13 protein-coding genes are annotated in these 16581 nt (G+C 71.8%); 6 read left to right on the forward strand and 7 right to left on the reverse strand.

Annotated elements, in window-relative coordinates; all coding sequences use genetic code 11:
• Positions 1-9: 9 nt before the first annotated feature.
• The 4 genes from ACFV0Q_RS15635 to ACFV0Q_RS15650 are packed head-to-tail and all read right to left on the reverse strand — an operon-like array spanning position 10 to position 6685.
• Positions 10-615 carry a hypothetical protein gene (locus ACFV0Q_RS15635; RefSeq protein ID WP_385005466.1) on the reverse strand — a complete coding sequence of 202 codons (606 nt, stop codon included), beginning with the start codon at positions 613-615 and terminating at the stop codon, positions 10-12.
• Positions 612-983, reverse strand: a complete 372-nt coding sequence (locus ACFV0Q_RS15640; RefSeq protein WP_385005468.1) for a hypothetical protein — start codon at positions 981-983, stop codon at positions 612-614. The genes ACFV0Q_RS15635 and ACFV0Q_RS15640 overlap by 4 nt, the downstream gene beginning before the upstream one ends.
• Positions 980-5962, reverse strand: a complete 4983-nt coding sequence (locus tag ACFV0Q_RS15645) for a caspase family protein (protein WP_385005470.1) — start codon at positions 5960-5962, stop codon at positions 980-982. Before ACFV0Q_RS15645 ends, ACFV0Q_RS15640 begins: the two co-directional genes overlap by 4 nt.
• Positions 5963-5992: 30 nt before the next feature.
• Entirely contained in the window at positions 5993-6685 is a 693-nt protein-coding gene (locus ACFV0Q_RS15650; protein WP_385005486.1) for a L,D-transpeptidase, read from the reverse strand.
• Positions 6686-6823: 138 nt separating this feature from the next.
• On the opposite strand from ACFV0Q_RS15650, the gene ACFV0Q_RS15655 reads away from it, so the two are divergent.
• Positions 6824-8017 carry an argininosuccinate synthase gene (locus ACFV0Q_RS15655; protein WP_385005471.1) on the forward strand — a complete coding sequence of 398 codons (1194 nt, stop codon included), beginning with the start codon at positions 6824-6826 and terminating at the stop codon, positions 8015-8017.
• 88 nt (positions 8018-8105) lie between these two features.
• Positions 8106-9533, forward strand: a complete 1428-nt coding sequence (argH, locus tag ACFV0Q_RS15660; RefSeq protein ID WP_385005473.1) for an argininosuccinate lyase — start codon at positions 8106-8108, stop codon at positions 9531-9533.
• Positions 9534-9586: 53 nt separating this feature from the next.
• On the opposite strand, the gene ACFV0Q_RS15665 is transcribed toward argH, so the two are convergent.
• Both ACFV0Q_RS15665 and ACFV0Q_RS15670 read right to left on the reverse strand, forming a co-directional pair.
• Positions 9587-10012: a hypothetical protein gene (locus ACFV0Q_RS15665; protein WP_385005475.1), complete on the reverse strand. Its 426-nt coding sequence runs from the start codon at positions 10010-10012 to the stop codon at positions 9587-9589.
• A 185-nt stretch (positions 10013-10197) separates the two neighbouring features.
• Positions 10198-10731 (reverse strand): HAD domain-containing protein, encoded by a 534-nt coding sequence (locus tag ACFV0Q_RS15670; protein ID WP_385005476.1) that lies wholly within the window; start codon positions 10729-10731, stop codon positions 10198-10200.
• 89 nt (positions 10732-10820) lie between these two features.
• On the opposite strand from ACFV0Q_RS15670, the gene ACFV0Q_RS15675 reads away from it, so the two are divergent.
• From ACFV0Q_RS15675 to ACFV0Q_RS15685, 3 genes are all read left to right on the forward strand, one after another.
• Positions 10821-11372, forward strand: a complete 552-nt coding sequence (locus ACFV0Q_RS15675) for a TetR/AcrR family transcriptional regulator (RefSeq protein ID WP_385005478.1) — start codon at positions 10821-10823, stop codon at positions 11370-11372.
• On the forward strand, positions 11369-12913 hold the full coding sequence (locus ACFV0Q_RS15680) for an MFS transporter (protein WP_385005480.1): 1545 nt from the start codon (positions 11369-11371) through the stop codon (positions 12911-12913). Before ACFV0Q_RS15675 ends, ACFV0Q_RS15680 begins: the two co-directional genes overlap by 4 nt.
• Positions 12914-12982: 69 nt before the next feature.
• Complete coding sequence (locus ACFV0Q_RS15685; RefSeq protein ID WP_385005488.1) at positions 12983-14458, forward strand: membrane-associated oxidoreductase; 1476 nt, start codon at positions 12983-12985, stop codon at positions 14456-14458.
• Positions 14459-14461: 3 nt separating this feature from the next.
• On the opposite strand, the gene ACFV0Q_RS15690 is transcribed toward ACFV0Q_RS15685, so the two are convergent.
• Positions 14462-15091: a lysophospholipid acyltransferase family protein gene (locus ACFV0Q_RS15690; protein ID WP_385005482.1), complete on the reverse strand. Its 630-nt coding sequence runs from the start codon at positions 15089-15091 to the stop codon at positions 14462-14464.
• Positions 15092-15393: 302 nt separating this feature from the next.
• On the opposite strand from ACFV0Q_RS15690, the gene ACFV0Q_RS15695 reads away from it, so the two are divergent.
• Positions 15394-16560, forward strand: coding sequence for a glycerophosphodiester phosphodiesterase (locus ACFV0Q_RS15695; RefSeq protein ID WP_385005484.1), 1167 nt, complete (start codon positions 15394-15396; stop codon positions 16558-16560).
• Positions 16561-16581 lie beyond the last annotated feature (21 nt).

Below are 16581 nucleotides of genomic sequence, written 5' to 3' on the forward strand. Positions count from 1 at the left end.
CGCGGGCGGTCAGTCGCAGCTCTGCACCGGAACGGCGCTGACCAGCCCGCTCAGCGGCAGCACGTGTCGGGCCTTCACCGGCCCCTTGCCGACGTTGACGACGATCTCCTGCGCACCGGCGCGCAGCAGTTCCCCGCACACCTCGGCCCGGTCGGTGGTGACCCGGACGAGGTTGCGGGCGGGCGGCTCCGAGGTACCCCACAGGAGTACGAGGGCACCCGCCGCCAGAGCCACCCCGGCCACGCAGCCCACGGCCGCCCAGCGCAGCGACCGGGTCACCCGTACGATCTCGCCCTCGGTCCACCGCCGCAGGGCCTGGCCGCCCAGCAGGATGTCCTCACCGGGCCGCCCGTGCGCGGCACGGGCGGCGAGCAGCATGCCGGTCAGCAGCAGGACGTACGCGGCGGCCACCATCGCGGTGGCGGCCGCCCCGGCCCCCCGGGCGGCGCCCGCCAGGCTGTCGGGGCCCTTGACGACGGTCAGCACGGCGAGCAGTCCGGTCAGCCCCGTGAGTCCCGTACGCCACCCCTCGGCCTGCCGGCGCAACTGGCTGAGCTGCGTGAACTCCAACTCCCGCGCCAGCTGCGCCCACCGGCGCTCCGACGGTCCGCTCACGGAGCGCTCCGGATCCGCCAGTCGGCGCCGCATCCGATGAACACGGCCTCCGCGGGCATCCCAGGGTGGGCGTGGCCGCATTCGCAGAAGTGCGCCTCGGAGCGCAGGGGATCGGCCGCCTCGGCGGGCCGGGTCCGCGCACCGGCGAACCAGCTCCGCAGCCCCTTCGTACCGAGACCGGGCATGCCGTACCGGTAGGTGGTGGCCGTCGGCCCGCCGCAGCGGGGGCAGGTGCCCCGCACGGCGAGGCCGTCGCCGTCGGGGGTGGGGGAGACGGAGAACCCGGCGGCCTCGACCTCACCGAGCGAGGATTCGGCGTAGCCGAGGCCGACGAGGTGTGCCGTCGGGGTCGGATCGGTCGTCGTCACGGCGTTTCCTCACATTCCGGTGCCGGGGGCACCTCTGACAGGTCCAGGCCGAACATCACGGCGTACAGTCCGAGGCGTTCCCGTACCCAGGCGGCGCTCTGGCCGACGGCCTCGGCGGCCTCCGCGATCCGCTCGGGCCCGATCCGGCCGTGCAGCGCGGGCAGCCGGCCGTCGCGGTGGACGGACAGCAGGATCAGGTCCTGCCACAGGGGAAGGACCTCGGGTGTCCGGATGACCGGTGGAGCAGTCGCCTCCAGGGGCAGGTACGGGACCATGCTCTGCCACGTCAGGCCCACCGGTTCGCCGAGCCGGGCGGCGATGCCGACCACGTCGAGCGGGCCGAGCGCGTCCGCGGGATCCGACACGCGGTACTCGCCGGAGAAGGCGAGCGCCTCCCGTGGACCGGGGACGGTGGCCGGCAGCGCCGCCAGCTGTGACTCCGACAGTTCCGGGATCAGGGCCCCGACGGCACGGAGACGGGCCAGACGGCGGTAGCCCTCGGTAGGGGCCAGGCGGGCGTTGCGGCAGTAGCCGATGAGACGTTCCGCGGTGAGCGGCGTCCAGCGGGGAGCCTCCATCCACTCGCCGTCGAACTCCTCGGGATCTCCGAAGTCGATCAGCGCGGCGGTCTCGTGCCAGGTGGGAAGGGTGTCGGAGAGCTCCGCCGGGAGCGCCGGGACCTTCAGGCCCAGCGGCTTGGCGAGGCGCCGGGCGGTCTTCCAGGCCCGGCCCAGGGGCTCCTTCTGCTCCTCGGCGGCGGCGAACAGTACGTCCGCGGTGGGGAGCAGCGGGTAGTCCGCGGTGCCCCACGCCGGATTCCGGCCCGCGAAGTAGTACTTGTCCCCGAGGGGCATCTCCTTCCAGGCCGCCAGCAGCTGTTCTCCGGCGCTCACCTCCACTCCCGCCCCTCGCAGATCGGTGAGTACCTCGGCCAGTTCGTCCTTCGATACCTGGCTCGGCCCGCAGTAGGCGAGGTCCCGCATGCTGAAGCCGTCCTCCAGCCGCAGACCCACCTCATGGGCGATCCGAGCGACGTCGGCCGTCGCCTCCTCCGGTATCAGCCGACCGGCCTTTGACTTGGACGGGTAGCGCCGCCGGTAGGCCAGCCCCACCCGGGAGGCCCAGAACCCGAGCTCCTTCTCCGCCTTGCGCAGGGTCAGCTCCCAGCGGCCCGCGTACGCGAGCGTGGCGGCCCAGGGCAGCGTCGCGGAGCCGTTCTCGTCCGTCAGCAGGAAGTGGCTGAGGAAGAAGCGCTCGTCGGCCGGCACCTCACACCACGCGAGCACCGTCTTCCAGTCGTGGGCGGGCCACCCGAGCCAGGAGAAGCGGGCGATGTGCTCGGTGACCTCACGGGGGCTGCGCCCGGTGAGCTCCGAGAGCGGCAGGACGTCCCACGGCTGACGGGCCGGGCGCCAGGTGTTCTTGGTGGCCTCGATGTAGAGCACGGCCATGTCCGCGTCGTCGCAGACGTGGTCGCGGTGGTGTTCGGGAACTTCGGGAACGGCCGCAGGCATCAGACCGGCGTAGCGCCGGCACCGTTCCGCCAGGTCACCGAGCGGGGTGCGGCCTGTGGCGGAGGCACGCACCAGGCCGCCCAGATCCGCGGGCTCGTGCTCGTAGGAGTTCCAGTCCTCGTCCAGGGTGAACGCCTGGTTCTTGGCTGCGAGCAGCCCCCTCGTCACTTGGTGATCGCGCCAGTCGGGGACCCAGTCCAGCCTGCCGACGGCACTGCGCGGTGGGGCGACGGCCGGCGCGGTGATGCGCAGCGAGCGCACGATCCGGACGATCTCTTCGACCGTCCGGTCCTGTACGTAGGCCAGGTCGACGAGTTTGCGCCAGTCAGCGGTGCGGGAGTTGGCCACGGCGCCCCACCCGGGCTCCGGCAGCGGATGCCCGGCGAGGCTGAGGGGAGGGGCGTCCAGGGGGTCGTGGAACGGCACCGAGTGGGCCGCGGCCCGCCACCCGAGACGGCTCGCGTCCTTCCTGTCGCTCGACTTCGGCCAAGACCGGACATCCGAGTCCGGCCCGAACCAGCCGACCCGGTCCAGTTCCACCTCCGGCCCGTTCGCCCTGACGGGGATGCTGAGGTCCCTGCCGCGCAGCACGTCCCACAAGATGCGCGCACAGCTCAGATCGGCGCTCTCCATGCCCCAGAGCCAGGACATGGTCAGCCCGCTCCACGACTCCAGGGCCGGCGCCCCCTCCCGCCACAACTCGGCCCTCCAGGCCCGGTCGTAGTCCTGGAGCTTGGTGCGGTTGACGCTCAGCTCCCCGGCGTGGGGGCCCGTGAGGTTCAGCACGTATCCGCGGGGCTTCTCGTCGGTGACGATGCCGTCGCACACGATCGCGCCCTGGCCGCCCACCCACCACAGGCTCCCGGGGACGGCCTCGACCGCGCCGCCCCGGCCGTAGGAGCCCTGGAGGACACCCGGCGGCCAGTGGTGGGAGGCGCCCGAGGCGTCCCGGGCCTCCAGCGGGAACTCGCTGACCATCACCAGCGAACGGAGCACCTCGACGCAGGACAACGCCCGGGCGCCCCGGCCGCGATGCGTGTGCAGCCGGACCCGGGTGCCGCCTTCCGGCATACCGTCGCCCGGTCCCTCGTAGTCCTGGATGCGGAACAGGCTCCCACTGCTGGATATGTGCACCAGCAGGGCCTTGGGCGCGGGCACGCCGTCCGGGCCCACCTGCCGCGTCACGATGGTCATCTCGTCGGCGAGCATGAAGTAGCTGAACACCCCGATGCCGAAACGGCTGTTGGGGTAGAGCCGCAGCCCGGGGTCGTGCCGCAGCCAGGCGTCCTGCTCGCGCCGGAAGCTCCGTGACTGCTCGAACCGCCGCCCGGCCCGGGTGAACGTGTTCCTCAGCTGCTCGACGCCCATGCCCACGCCGGTGTCCCGGCACTCCACGTACGGTCCGCGCTCGTCCTCGCCCTGGGTGAAGGAGATCCGGCCCTGCCAGCCGCCCGTCTCGTGGCCCTTCGCCTTGAGGTAGCGCAGGCGCATCGACCGGTACCGGCAGGCGTCCATGGCGTTCTGGTACAGCTCGCGCAGGGCCAGTTCCCGGCGGCCTTCGTAGAGCTGCTCGCCCATCAGCAGCTCCCGCACCTCGGTCTGCGCGAGCTGGAAGCGCAGCAGCGGCACGTCGTACGCGCGCCGGCCACGCGACTCCATGGGGCGCAGCCGCCGGTCGGTGACCCGGGCGGGCAGCGCCGCCAGCAACTCCGCGTCGCCCGCCGACTGCCAGGGGGCCTTCGTCAGCGACCCGGCCAGCTCGTCCGCGTGCTCGACGGCACCGGCCAGCGCGGCATGGACCGCCGGATGGGGGCATGCCACGTCCAGATGCAGTGCCTCGTCCTCCGGGTACCACTCGACGTCGTTCACGACGGCGACCGCGTCCTGAGGGAGCACCCCGTCCGGGACGGCGAGGTGCTCCGCGAGTACGTCGGGAAGCGCGCGGACGTCGAGCGCCAGGGCGGCGGCCAGGTGCAGGACCGCCGCCAGCGGCCGCACACGCACGGGCCGGGTCTCCCGGCCCGGGCGGACCCTGAGCGGCGTCGCGGGCAGCGCCTCCCACACCGGGCTCCGGCTGACGGCTGCGGCGAGTTCCTCGACCGCCCCCGCGAACTCGGCCACCCGGGCGGTCGAGCCGCCCTCGTCTCCGAGGAGTTCCGCGACGAAGGGTTCCACGAAGGCGGGCGGAACCGCGTGCTCGTCGGTCTCGAACTGCTCCGCGATCCACCGGTGGATCAGCCAGCCGGAGACGTTCTGGGCGTCTTCGACGAAGCTCTCCCTGAACAGGCTGTCGTCGATCTTCCTCGCGATGTGCGGATGGTGGTCGGCGACCTGCTCGTAGTACCGGCGCCCCGGGTCGCCTTCCGCCTGCTTCGACACAGACCACGGATGCACCTCCTTCGCCGCACTGAGCCGGTTCGCCCAGGCCGCCTCGTGCAGGATCGGTGCGGCCGCCAGCACGGCCGCCTCCACCGCCGACAGCGGGGCGTCCGCGGGAAGCAGCCGGGGGAGCAACTTGCCCAGCATCCGTACGGGGAAGGCGTCGTCCGCCCAGGGGTCCGGCTGCCGCTGCTGTGCGCGGTGCACCGTCTCCGCGCTGTCGGCCACCAGCTTCTCCACCGCCCTGCGGAAGCGGTCCGCCTCGGCGGCCTCCGACTCCGGGACCCGGTCCCACAGCGGACACTCCAGCACCGCCCGCTGCCAGGACTCCAGCAGCCGGCGGCCTTCGCACACCACCGTGGCCTGGATCCGCGGATCGTGGTCGTTGCCGTAGCGCACGCCGGGCCGCTGGACCAGCCCGTGGGCGTGCGCGGCCTTCCGGGTCCAGGCCGCGGCCGCGGCGTACACCTCCCCCGCGGTGCGCGCCGCGGTCAGTGGCCGCATCGCCTCGGCGAGGCCGAGCGTGAAGAAGCTGCCCTCCTCGGTGTGCCCACTGACCTCGCCCGCACGGCAGCCGGTCAGGACCACGAAGCGCCCGGTGGGCGGGCCCTTGAGGATCGTGCTTTCGAACCAGACGCCGCCGGCGTCGTCCGGCATCGGCGACCGGCAGGCGTCCACCGTCCACAGCACCGTGCCGGCCCGGCACTTGGCGAGGTACGGGCTGACGTCGGCCGGCACGAGGCTCTGGATCACGTGGGGCTGGTCCCAGTCCTCGTCCCCTTCGGCGGGAGCCAGCCCGTCGTGCGGTACGAGGTAGTCGGTGTCCCCGATCCGGACGCCGTGGCCGGTGAAGTGGATCAGGAGGGTCCCGTCGAGGGGCACGTCCCGGCTGATGGCCGCGATCGCGGACGTGATGGCCGCGCGGGTCGCCTCCTCCAGGATCTCGACCTCGTACTCCGACGCCCGCAGGGAAGAGGCCAGCGCCCGCAGATCGGCGGCGACCGGCTTCTCCAGCGAGGCGAAACGGCCGCTCGCCCCCGGCGTCGTTCCCACCCCGATCAGCAGAGCCTTCCGTGTCCTGCCCATGTCCCCTCCCCGTGGTCCGGGGACATGATCTCAGTACCGGGTCACCGCCAGCGGGCCGGAGTCCGTGCCGATCGCGATGTGCGGGCGGCGGCGGGGGTTCGCCCAGCGGAGCAGGGCGCGCATGGCGTGGCGCGGGACCGAGACGCAGCCGGCCGTCGCGCCCTTGCCGTCGACGTGCAGGAAGATGCCCGCACCCCGGCCGCGTACGGGCCGGTCGTAGTTGAAGGCGATGACCAGGGCGTGCTCGTACTGCTGCCCGTACGCCGCCAGGTGCTCGGCCTCGCCGGGCGCGCAGTCGGCGGGGAGCGGCTCCGTCCAGCGGTTGTACTCCGCGGCGGCGTTGTCCTGGCACCACCAGGAACGGTCCGTCACCCGCCGGTACCGGTACGCCGTTCCGGCCGGCGGCCGCGCGATGCCGAAGGCGTACGGGAGTCCGTACAGGCCCGTCGGCGTGGTGTTCGTGCCCTGGGTCCGCGTCCCGCCCTCGGTGAGGCCGTTCGCGCCGAAGCGGGCGGGCGCGCTGCCGGCCTCGTACCACCGGCCGGCCCGCCGGTCCCACCAGGTCAGCCGGCCCGTCGTGGAGCCGGGCTCGGGCGCCACGGCGGTGATCAGCTGGCTGCCGCCGCCGGTGTCGGCGAGGCGTGCGGGCAGCGGGCCCGGGTGCCCGCCCGGCGGGGGCAGGACGGCGAGGATCAGCGAGCCGGTGAGCAGAGCGGTACGCAGCACACGTCAGACGGTACGGGCCGGGAGGGGCGGGGGCGGCGCAGGCAGGCCGTCGAGGCTCGCCACGCCTCGATTGACGAAACATACGGAGTAATGCATAGTTATGCCTGTCGTTGAATGCACCGTAAGGAGAACCCCGTGACCGAGCGCGTCGTACTCGCCTACTCGGGCGGCCTGGACACCTCCGTCGCCATCGGCTGGATCGCCGAGGAGACGGGCGCTGAGGTCATCGCCGTCGCGGTGGACGTCGGCCAGGGCGGCGAGGACCTGGACGTCATCCGCAAGCGCGCGCTCGACTGCGGTGCGGTCGAAGCCGAGGTCGCGGACGCCAAGGACGAATTCGCCAACGAGTACTGCCTCCCGGCGATCAAGGCGAACGCCCTCTACATGGACCGCTACCCGCTGGTCTCCGCCCTCTCCCGGCCGGCCATCGTCAAGCACCTCGTCGCCGCCGCCCACAAGCACGACGCGACGATCGTCGCCCACGGCTGCACCGGCAAGGGCAACGACCAGGTCCGCTTCGAGGCCGGCATCGCCGCCCTCGGCCCCGACCTCACGTGCATCGCCCCGGTCCGCGACTACGCGATGACCCGGGACAAGGCCATCGCCTTCGCCGAGAAGGCGAACCTCCCGATCGCCACCACCAAGAAGTCCCCGTACTCCATCGACCAGAACGTCTTCGGGCGGGCCGTCGAGACGGGCTTCCTGGAGGACATCTGGAACGCCCCGATCGAGGACATCTACGAGTACACCTCGAACCCGGCCCTGCAGCGCGAGGCCGACGAGGTCGTCATCTCCTTCAAGGCGGGCGTCCCGGTCGCCATCGACGGCAGGCCCGTCAGCGTCCTCCAGGCGATCCAGCAGCTCAACGAGCGCGCCGGCGCCCAGGGCATCGGCCGGATCGACATCGTCGAGGACCGCCTCGTCGGCATCAAGTCCCGCGAGGTGTACGAGGCCCCGGGCGCGATCGCGCTGATCACCGCCCACCAGGAGCTCGAGAACGTCACCGTCGAGCGCGAGCTGGCCCGCTACAAGCGGCAGGTCGAGCAGCGCTGGGGCGAGATGGTCTACGACGGCCTGTGGTTCTCCCCGCTCAAGCGGGCGCTGGACGGCTTCATCAACGAGGCCAACCAGCACGTCACCGGCGACATCCGGATGACCCTGCACGGCGGCCGGGCCGTCGTCACCGGCCGGAAGTCCGACGAGTCGCTGTACGACTTCAACCTCGCGACCTACGACTCGGGCGACACCTTCGACCAGTCCAAGGCCCAGGGCTTCATCGAGATCTTCGGCCTTTCCTCGAAGATCGCCGCGCGTCGCGACCTCGCCTGAGTCGTTACCGCAGTACCAAGGACGGCTCCCCGTTACCTCCGCGGCGGGGAGCCGTCCGTACATCCACCCCTCTTGAGGAGCAGTAGCTGTGAGCAGCAACAACGGTGACGTCCGGCTCTGGGGCGGCCGGTTCGCCGACGGGCCTTCGGAAGCCCTCGCGAAGCTGTCCGCGTCCGTCCACTTCGACTGGCGCCTCGCGCCCTACGACATCGCCGGCTCGCGCGCCCACGCCCGTGTGCTCGCCAAGGCGGGCCTGCTCACGGCCGAGGAACTCGACCGCATGACCGAGGGCCTGGACCAGCTGGAGGCCGCCGTGGCCGACGGCTCCTTCACCGGCACCATCGCCGACGAGGACGTGCACACCGCCCTGGAGCGGGGCCTGCTGGAGCGGCTCGGCCCCGACCTCGGCGGCAAACTGCGCGCCGGCCGGTCCCGCAACGACCAGGTGGCCACCCTCTTCCGGATGTACCTGCGCGACCACGCACGGACCATCGGCGGCCTGATCGCCGACCTCCAGGACGCGCTGGTCGGCCTCGCCGAGGCGCACCCGGACGTGGCGATGCCGGGCCGCACCCACCTCCAGCACGCGCAGCCGGTGCTGTTCGCCCACCACGTACTGGCCCACGTACAGGCCCTGTCCCGGGACGCCGAGCGGCTGCGGCAGTGGGACACCCGCACCGCCGTCTCCCCGTACGGCTCGGGCGCGCTGGCCGGCTCCTCGCTCGGCCTGGACCCCGAGCAGGTCGCCGCCGACCTGGGCTTCGAGCGGGGCTCGGTCGGCAACTCGATCGACGGCACGGCCTCCCGCGACTTCGTCGCCGAGTTCGCCTTCGTCACCGCGATGATCGGGATCAACCTGTCCCGGATCGCGGAGGAGATCATCCTCTGGAACACGAAGGAGTTCTCCTTCGTCACCCTCCACGACGCCTTCTCCACCGGGTCGTCGATCATGCCGCAGAAGAAGAACCCGGACATCGCGGAGCTGGCGCGCGGCAAGTCGGGACGGCTCATCGGCAACCTGACGGGGCTGCTCGCCACCCTCAAGGCCCTTCCCCTCGCCTACAACCGGGACCTCCAGGAGGACAAGGAGCCCGTCTTCGACTCCTGCGACACCCTCGAAGTCCTGCTCCCCGCCTTCACCGGCATGATGGCCACGCTCACCATCAACCGCGAGCGGATGGAGGAGCTGGCCCCTGCGGGCTTCTCCCTCGCCACCGACATCGCGGAGTGGCTGGTCAAGCAGGGCGTGCCCTTCCGGGTGGCGCACGAGGTCGCCGGTGAGTGCGTCAAGGTCTGCGAGGCCGAGGGCATCGAGCTCGACCAGCTGACGGACGACCAGTTCGTGAAGATCTCGGAGCACCTGACCCCCGAGGTCCGTACCGTCCTCAACGTGAAGGGCGCCCTGGCCTCCCGCAACGGCCGCGGCGGCACCGCCCCGTCGGCGGTCGCGACCCAGCTCACCGAGCTGAAGGCCGACCTGGTCATCCAGCACGCCTGGGCGATCCACAAGCAGTAGGTCCCGGCCGGGGGCGGGGGAGCGGATGGGCTCCCCCGCCCCTTCGGCATGCGTCAGGCGCAGACGACGCTGATCGAGAACGGCCGGTCGCTGTCCACGGCCGCGTTGCCGGCGGCGGACGGCGTCGCGGTGCGGATGAAGAGGGTGTTCCCGTTCACCTGGCCGACCAGGATGGACGAGCTGCCCGGCCCGGGGTCGTTCCCGCCGTTGGTGTTGATGGTGCCCAGGAGGGCGCACCCGTTGAGGCTGGACGACGTGGTGATGTTGTAGCGGCCGCCGCCGAAGTGGTTGACCGTGCCGCTGATGCCCTGCCCGCCCAGGATCTGTCCGTTCGCGGCGACCTTGGCCCAGGCGGTGGTGGTGGCCGCCGCCCGGGCGGCCTGCTGCGGTTCGGCGGACGCCGACGCCACGGCGACCGAACCGCCGATCGCGAGCGCCACCACTGCGGCCCCGAGGGCCAGCTTCTTGGATCCGTTCATGGTTCTCTCCCTGCCGAAGAAATGAATCGGTGCGGGTGGCCCACCCCGGGTAAGGGCTCACCGGGGAGGACTCTCCTCCCTCCCGGGCAGGCCGGAGAAGGCTTGGCGGCGACGGCCACTCGAAATGATCAAGTCGTCCCGCGCGGGCACATCATCGTCGGCGTGCACGGGTAGTGATCGCCGAATCACCCCGTGTGTTCGGCCGATCGCCCTCCGGCCCAGTCGGCCAGTGCCTCGAAGTCGGCGCGCGTCAGGCCGATCCGCTCGTCGATGCGCAGCAGCAGGGCGTGGGCCGGGTGGCGCTGGTCCACGTACTCGTGGTCCATCGCCGTGATGTCGTCGTCGATCCAGGCGAAGGGCCGCCCGGCCGCGTACTCCAGGACGTACTGGGTCTTCCAGCAGGTCCCGCGCGGTGCCCGGCCGTGCATCTGCGGCCAGTCGACGAACGGGAGCCGGGGCAGGCCCAGTACGGGGCCTATCCAGTCGTTGGCCTCGTCCTTCCACGTGGTGGCCCAGACGAGCTCGTACGCGTCCGCGAGCGCGAGCAGCTCGGCTCCGTGGGCGGGATTCAGCCAGACCCGCAGCGGCTTGCCGTGCCCGGCGACCGTCCAGCCCGTCGGGCGCATCCGGTGGGTGGTGTAGCCCTCCGGGCGCCGCTCGGGCTTGGCGGCGTAGGGGTTCAGCGGGCCGTCGACGTCGATCAGCAGCAGGGGCTTCATCGGGACAGGATTCCTCTCCGGCCGCTCGGAAGCAGCCGATTTAACGATCGAATGAGACGGTGATGTCTCATTCGGGTTATGCTTGTCTCATGGCCATGGACCGTGACCAGGTGCTCCGCGATGCGGCCGCCCTGCTTTCCCGCAAATCGACCGCCACGATGGACGAGGTCGCCCGCGCCGCCGGGATCGGCCGTGCGACCCTCCACCGGCACTTCGCCGGGCGCGACGCCCTCGTACGGGCCCTGGAGGACCTGGGCATCCGCGAGTTCGAGGTGGCCTTCGACAACGCCCGCCTCGACGAGGGCACGGCGATCGAGGCGCTCAGACGGCTCGTCGCCGAGGCGGAGCCCAACGCCCAGCTGCTGGCCTTCCTCGTCACCGAGAACCAGCTCTTCGAGGGCGACGAGGTCAACGAGGGCTGGGCCCGCCTCGACGCCCGCGTCGGCGCGCTCTTCCGGCGCGGCCAGCAGGAGGGCGACATCAGGATCGACCTGAGCCCCGCCTGGCTCACCGAGGCCCTCTACGGCCTCGTCGGCACCTGCGCCTGGGCCGTGATGGACGGCCGGGTCGCCGCCAAGGACTTCCAGTACATGATCACCGAGCTGCTGCTCGGTGGCGCACGACGGAGCGTGGAGCAATGAGCCGTACCGAACAGCTGAACCGGCAGAAGGGGGCGGAGGGGAAGAGCCGGGGCCGATGGCTCGCGCTCTCCGTGCTCGTCCTGGCCGTGCTGCTGGTCGCGGTGGACGCCACCGTACTCGGACTCGCCACCCCTTCCCTCAGCGAAGACCTCAAGCCGTCCGGCACCCAGCTGCTGTGGATCGGCGACATCTACTCCTTCGTCATCGCGGGCCTGCTCGTCTCCATGGGCTCCCTCGGCGACCGCATCGGCCGCAAGAAGCTGCTGCTGGTCGGCGCCACCGCCTTCGGCGCCGTATCCGTGCTGAACGCCTACGCCACCAGCCCCGAGATGATGATCGTGGCCCGGGCGCTGCTCGGCGTGGCCGGCGCGACCCTGATGCCGTCCACCCTCGCGCTGATCCGGAACATCTTCCACGACCCGCGCGAGCGCAGCCTCGCCATCGGCATCTGGGGCGCCACCGCCTCGGCCGGCGCGGCCATCGGGCCCGTCGTCGGCGGAGCCCTGCTCCAGCACTTCTGGTGGGGCTCGGTCTTCCTCATCAACCTGCCCGTGATGATCGCCCTGGTCCTCGTCGGCATCAAGCTGCTCCCCGAGTCCAAGAACCCGGTCGCGGGCCCCTGGGACCTGGTCAGCGTCGCGCTCTCGCTCGTCGGCGTCATCGGTGTCGTCTACGCCGTCAAGGAAGTCGCCACCCACGGCCTGACCTGGGGCGTCTGCGCCGCCGCCGTCATCGGCGGAGCCTGCCTGTACGCCTTCGTCCGGCGCCAGTTCAGCCTGCCGTCCCCGCTGCTCGACATGCGGCTCTTCAAGCACCGCGGCTTCTCCGGCGCGGTCCTCGCCGACCTGCTGACCGTATTCGGGCTCTCCGGGCTGGTCTTCTTCCTCTCCCAGTTCCTCCAACTGGTCCAGGGCCGCGACCCCCTGGAGGCGGGCCTGGCCGAACTGCCCGCCGCCATCGGCGCGGTGGCCACCGGACTGGTCGCGGGCAGCTACGCCCGCAAGCACTCGGTACGCGGCATCGTGGCCGGCGGTCTCGCCGCCATCGGGCTGGCCCTGGCCGCCCTCACGGTGATCCACAAGGAGACCGGCTATCCGCTGCTCGGCGCGGCCCTGCTCTTCGTCGGCCTCGGCGCGGGCTTCTCCTTCACCGTCACCGCCGACGTCATCCTCTCCAGCGTGCCCAAGGAGCAGGCCGGTTCGGCCTCGGCCGTCTCCGAGACCGCGTACGAACTCGGCGCCGCCCTCGGCATCGCCCTGCTCGGCTCCATCGTGACCGGCGTCTACCAGTCCTTCACCGCCCCGGCCTCCGTGCCCGCGCCGGTGGCCGACGCGGCGCACGAATCCCTCGGCGGAGCCGTCGAGGCGGCGAAGTCGCTGGATCCGCACACCGCTGCGCAGATGGTCGGCGCGGCCCAGGAGGCGTTCGTGGACGGCCTGCGGGTCGCCTCCGGCGTCGGAGCGGCCGTTCTGCTGGCCACCGCCGTAGCCGCCTGGTTCCTGCTGAGGGGCCAGAAACTCCAGGACGGCGTCGCACACTGACGGCCCGCCAGGGGGTGGCGTCCCGCCCGTAGTTGACACGGTGTCGGCGTGCGGGACACCATCCCGGCGATGGAGATCACCGATCTGACCCCGGCCGAACGCCGCGTATGGGACGCCTTCCCGCGCGGGGAGGGCGTCGACTTCCGCGAACAGCCCGAGGACAGCTCCGTGGACGGGGCCGACTGGGGCCCGGACCGCACCCTGCGGGCCGAGGTACTGCGGGCCCTGCTGCTGGGCGCGGGTCCCGCCGAGGAGGGCCGGGTCGCCGGACTCAAGGTCAAGGGCGCGAAGATCGTCGGCAAGCTCGATCTCCGCTACGCGGTCGTCGACCACCCCATCCGGCTGCGCGACTGCTGGTTCGAGCGCAAACCCCTGATGTACGGGGCCCAGCTGAAGGCGCTCGTCCTCGGCTACTCGACCCTCCCGGGCCTGACCGCCGCCACGATCCGCGTCGACGTGGTCCTGCGGCTCTCCTGCTGCCGCATCACCGGCCCCGTCCGGCTGCAGGGCGCCAAGATATCCGGCGGCCTCTTCCTCCAGGGGGCCGTGGTCGGCCCGGTGGTGGGCGAGGAGGCGGACGAACCACCGCTCCAGCTCAACCACATCGAGGTCGGTACCGACATCATCGCGAACGACCTGACCGTGCACGGCCAGCTGCGCCTCAACGGCGCCACCGTCGGAGGCCAGATCAGCCTCGACGAGGCCCACCTGCTCGCCCCCGACGGCATCGCACTGCACGCCGAGACCCTCACCGTCGGCACGGACCTGCGAGCCAAACGGCTGGAGGCCCGCGGCATGGTCAACCTCACCGGCTCACGGATACCGGGCCAGCTCAACTTCGCCTACGCCTCCTTCGCCAACCCCGGCGGCGTCGCCCTGCGCGCCTCCAGCTGCGTCGTCGGCGAGATGTGGCTGCGGGGCTGCGAACGCGTCGAGGGGCTGATCAACCTGCGCCGCTCCCAGTTCGACCTGCTGCACGTCCCGACCGGGACCTGGCCTGACAAGATCCGCATCGACGGGCTCAGCTACCGCACCCTCGCCCCGCACCTGCCCGCCGAGGAGCGGCTGCCCGCACTGGAGCGCGAGGAGTCGGGCTACCTCCCGTACGCCTACGAACAGCTCGCGGCGGCCTACCGTACGGCCGGCGACGAGGGGGCCGCGCGGACCGTGCAGCTCGCCAAGCTCCGCCGCCACCGGCGGACCCTGCCCCGGGCCGCCCGCGTCTGGGGGCTCCTCCAGGACGCCACCGTCGGCTACGGCTTCCGGCCGCTGCGCGCGGCGGGCTGGCTGCTGGCCCTGCTGCTGACCGGCTGGATCGCCTTCGCGACGGAGCATCCGCGCCCGCTGAAGCCGGGGGAGGCCCCCGACTTCAACCCCGCCTTCTACACCCTGGACCTGATGCTGCCGATCATCGGCTTCGGCCAGGAGGCGGCCTTCGCGCCGAGCGGCTGGTACCAGTGGCTGTCGTACCTGCTGATCGTGACCGGCTGGATCCTCGCCACCACGACCCTGGCGGGCGTCAGCCGGTCACTCCAGCGGCAGTAGCGGCTACGCGGCCTTCGCCTTGGTGGCGTACATGTCCACGTACTCCTGCCCCGACAGCCGCATGACCTCGGCCATCACCGAGTCGGTGACGGCGCGCAGCACGTAGCGGTCGCGGTCCATGCCCTCGTAGCGGGAGAACTCCATCGGCTCGCCGAAGCGGACCGTGACCCGGCCCGGGCGCGGCATGCCCGCGCCGCCGGGCTGGAGCTTGTCGGTGCCGATCATCGCGAACGGGACCACGGGGGCGCCGGTCATCAGGGTGAGGCGGGCGATGCCGGTGCGGCCGCGGTAGAGGCGGCCGTCGGGGGAGCGGGTGCCTTCGGGGTAGATACCGAAGATCTTCCCCTCCTCCAGGATCCTGCGACCCGTCATCAGGGCCGCCACGCCGCCGTTCGCGCCGTCCCGGTCCACCGGGATCATGCCGGCGCCGGTGAAGAACCACGCCATCAGGCGGCCCTTGAGGCCCTTGCCCGTCACGTACTCGTCCTTGCCGATGAAGTGGACCGTGCGGTCGCACACCAGCGGCATGATCATCGAGTCGATGAAGGTGAGGTGATTGCCCGCCAGGATCACCGCACCGGTGCCCGGAATGTTCTCGATGCCCTCCACCTTGGTGCGGAACATCAGGCGCATGACCGGTCCGACAGTGGCTTTGATGAGCGCGGTACGGAACAACGTGAGCCCTCCGGCATCGACAAGCGGTTTCGCACCACACGGGGGTAGTGCAGGTGAGGACGATACTCGCGGGTCACAGCTGATCGCACATCGGGTTCACACGGTGGATACGCAGTGTTGACGCGCGTTTCCGCCATGTTCCCGCTGTGCCCATCCTCCCGCCATCCCTCCTTGCCTACCATCGGCACGCCGATTGCGGGGCCCGCGACCCGGAGATCCCGGAGATGCAGGCCCGCTTTTTAGGAAGAGGAGAGGCACTCATGACGCAGGGTGGCGCAGCACGGCGCACGGTCCTGGGGGCGGCGGTCCTGGCGGCCGGAACCGGAATCACCGGACTGGCGGCGGGCAGCGCCTCCGCCGCCACCGCCGAAGGCGGGTACGGCGAGGGCGGCTACCGCGACCTCCCCGTACCGACGGTCATCGGCCACCGGGGTTCGAGCGGGTACCGGCCCGAGCACACCCTCGGCTCCTACCAGCTCGCGCTCGACCTCGGCGCCGACGTCATCGAGCAGGACCTCGTCCCCACCAAGGACGGCCATCTGGTGTGCCGCCACGAGAACGAGATCGGCGGCACCACCGACGTCGCCGACCACGCCGGGTTCGCGGCCCGGCGTACGACCAAGACCGTCGACGGGGTCTCCGTCACCGGCTGGTTCACGGAGGACTTCACCCTCGCCGAGCTGAAGACCCTGCGCGCGAAGGAACGTATCCCCGCGATCCGCCAGCGGAACACGCTCTACGACGGCCGCTGGGCCGTTCCCACCTTCGAAGAGGTGCTGCGCTGGGCCAACCGGGAGAGCCGCCAGCGCGACAAGCAGGTCTGGCTGCACGTGGAGACCAAGCACCCCAGTTACTTCCGCGGACTGGGCCTCGGCCTGGAGGAGCCCCTCGCCAAGCTGCTGCGCCGCTACGGGCGCGACGGCCGGGACGCCGCCGTCTTCCTCCAGTCCTTCGAGCCCTCCAGCATCCAGCGGCTCTCCCGGCTGGTGTCGGCGCCGCGCGTGGTGCTGCTCGGCGCGGCGAACACCCGGCCCTGGGACTTCGAGGTGGCCAAGGACCCCCGTACCGTCGCGGACCTGGTCAAGCCCGAGGGCCTCAAGTGGATCGCCGGCTTCGCCCAGGGCATCGGCCCCACCCTCGACCTGATCGTGCCGCGCACCGCCGACGGCAGGCTCGGGGAGGCCACCACCCTGGTCAAGGACGCGCACGCGCGCGGCCTGGTGCTGCACCCCTACACCGCGCGCAACGAGAACAGCTTCCTGCCGGCCGAGTACCGCAAGGGCACCGACCCGACCGCGTACGGGGACGCCTTCGGCGCCTTCAAGCGGTACTTCGAACTGGGCATCGACGGCATCTTCACCGACAACCCGGACACCGGACTCCTCGCCGCGGAGGCCTTCCGCCCGGGTCGGGGCGTCAACCGCTAGCCGGCCGTTCTCGTACGAGTG

This window comes from Streptomyces sp. NPDC059564, from assembly GCF_042735575.1.
Classification (GTDB): domain Bacteria; phylum Actinomycetota; class Actinomycetes; order Streptomycetales; family Streptomycetaceae; genus Streptomyces.

Excerpts from the sequence above, each read along its gene's own strand:
- ACFV0Q_RS15645 (WP_385005470.1), bottom strand. The coding sequence starts at position 5,962 with ATGGGCAGGACACGGAAGGCTCTGCTGATCGGGGTGGGAACGACGCCG.
- ACFV0Q_RS15665 (WP_385005475.1), bottom strand. The coding sequence starts at position 10,012 with ATGAACGGATCCAAGAAGCTGGCCCTCGGGGCCGCAGTGGTGGCGCTC.
- ACFV0Q_RS15670 (WP_385005476.1), bottom strand. The coding sequence starts at position 10,731 with ATGAAGCCCCTGCTGCTGATCGACGTCGACGGCCCGCTGAACCCCTAC.
- ACFV0Q_RS15675 (WP_385005478.1), top strand. The coding sequence starts at position 10,821 with ATGGCCATGGACCGTGACCAGGTGCTCCGCGATGCGGCCGCCCTGCTT.
- ACFV0Q_RS15680 (WP_385005480.1), top strand. The coding sequence starts at position 11,369 with ATGAGCCGTACCGAACAGCTGAACCGGCAGAAGGGGGCGGAGGGGAAG.
- ACFV0Q_RS15685 (WP_385005488.1), top strand. The coding sequence starts at position 12,983 with ATGGAGATCACCGATCTGACCCCGGCCGAACGCCGCGTATGGGACGCC.
- ACFV0Q_RS15690 (WP_385005482.1), bottom strand. The coding sequence starts at position 15,091 with ATGCGCCTGATGTTCCGCACCAAGGTGGAGGGCATCGAGAACATTCCG.
- ACFV0Q_RS15695 (WP_385005484.1), top strand. The coding sequence starts at position 15,394 with ATGACGCAGGGTGGCGCAGCACGGCGCACGGTCCTGGGGGCGGCGGTC.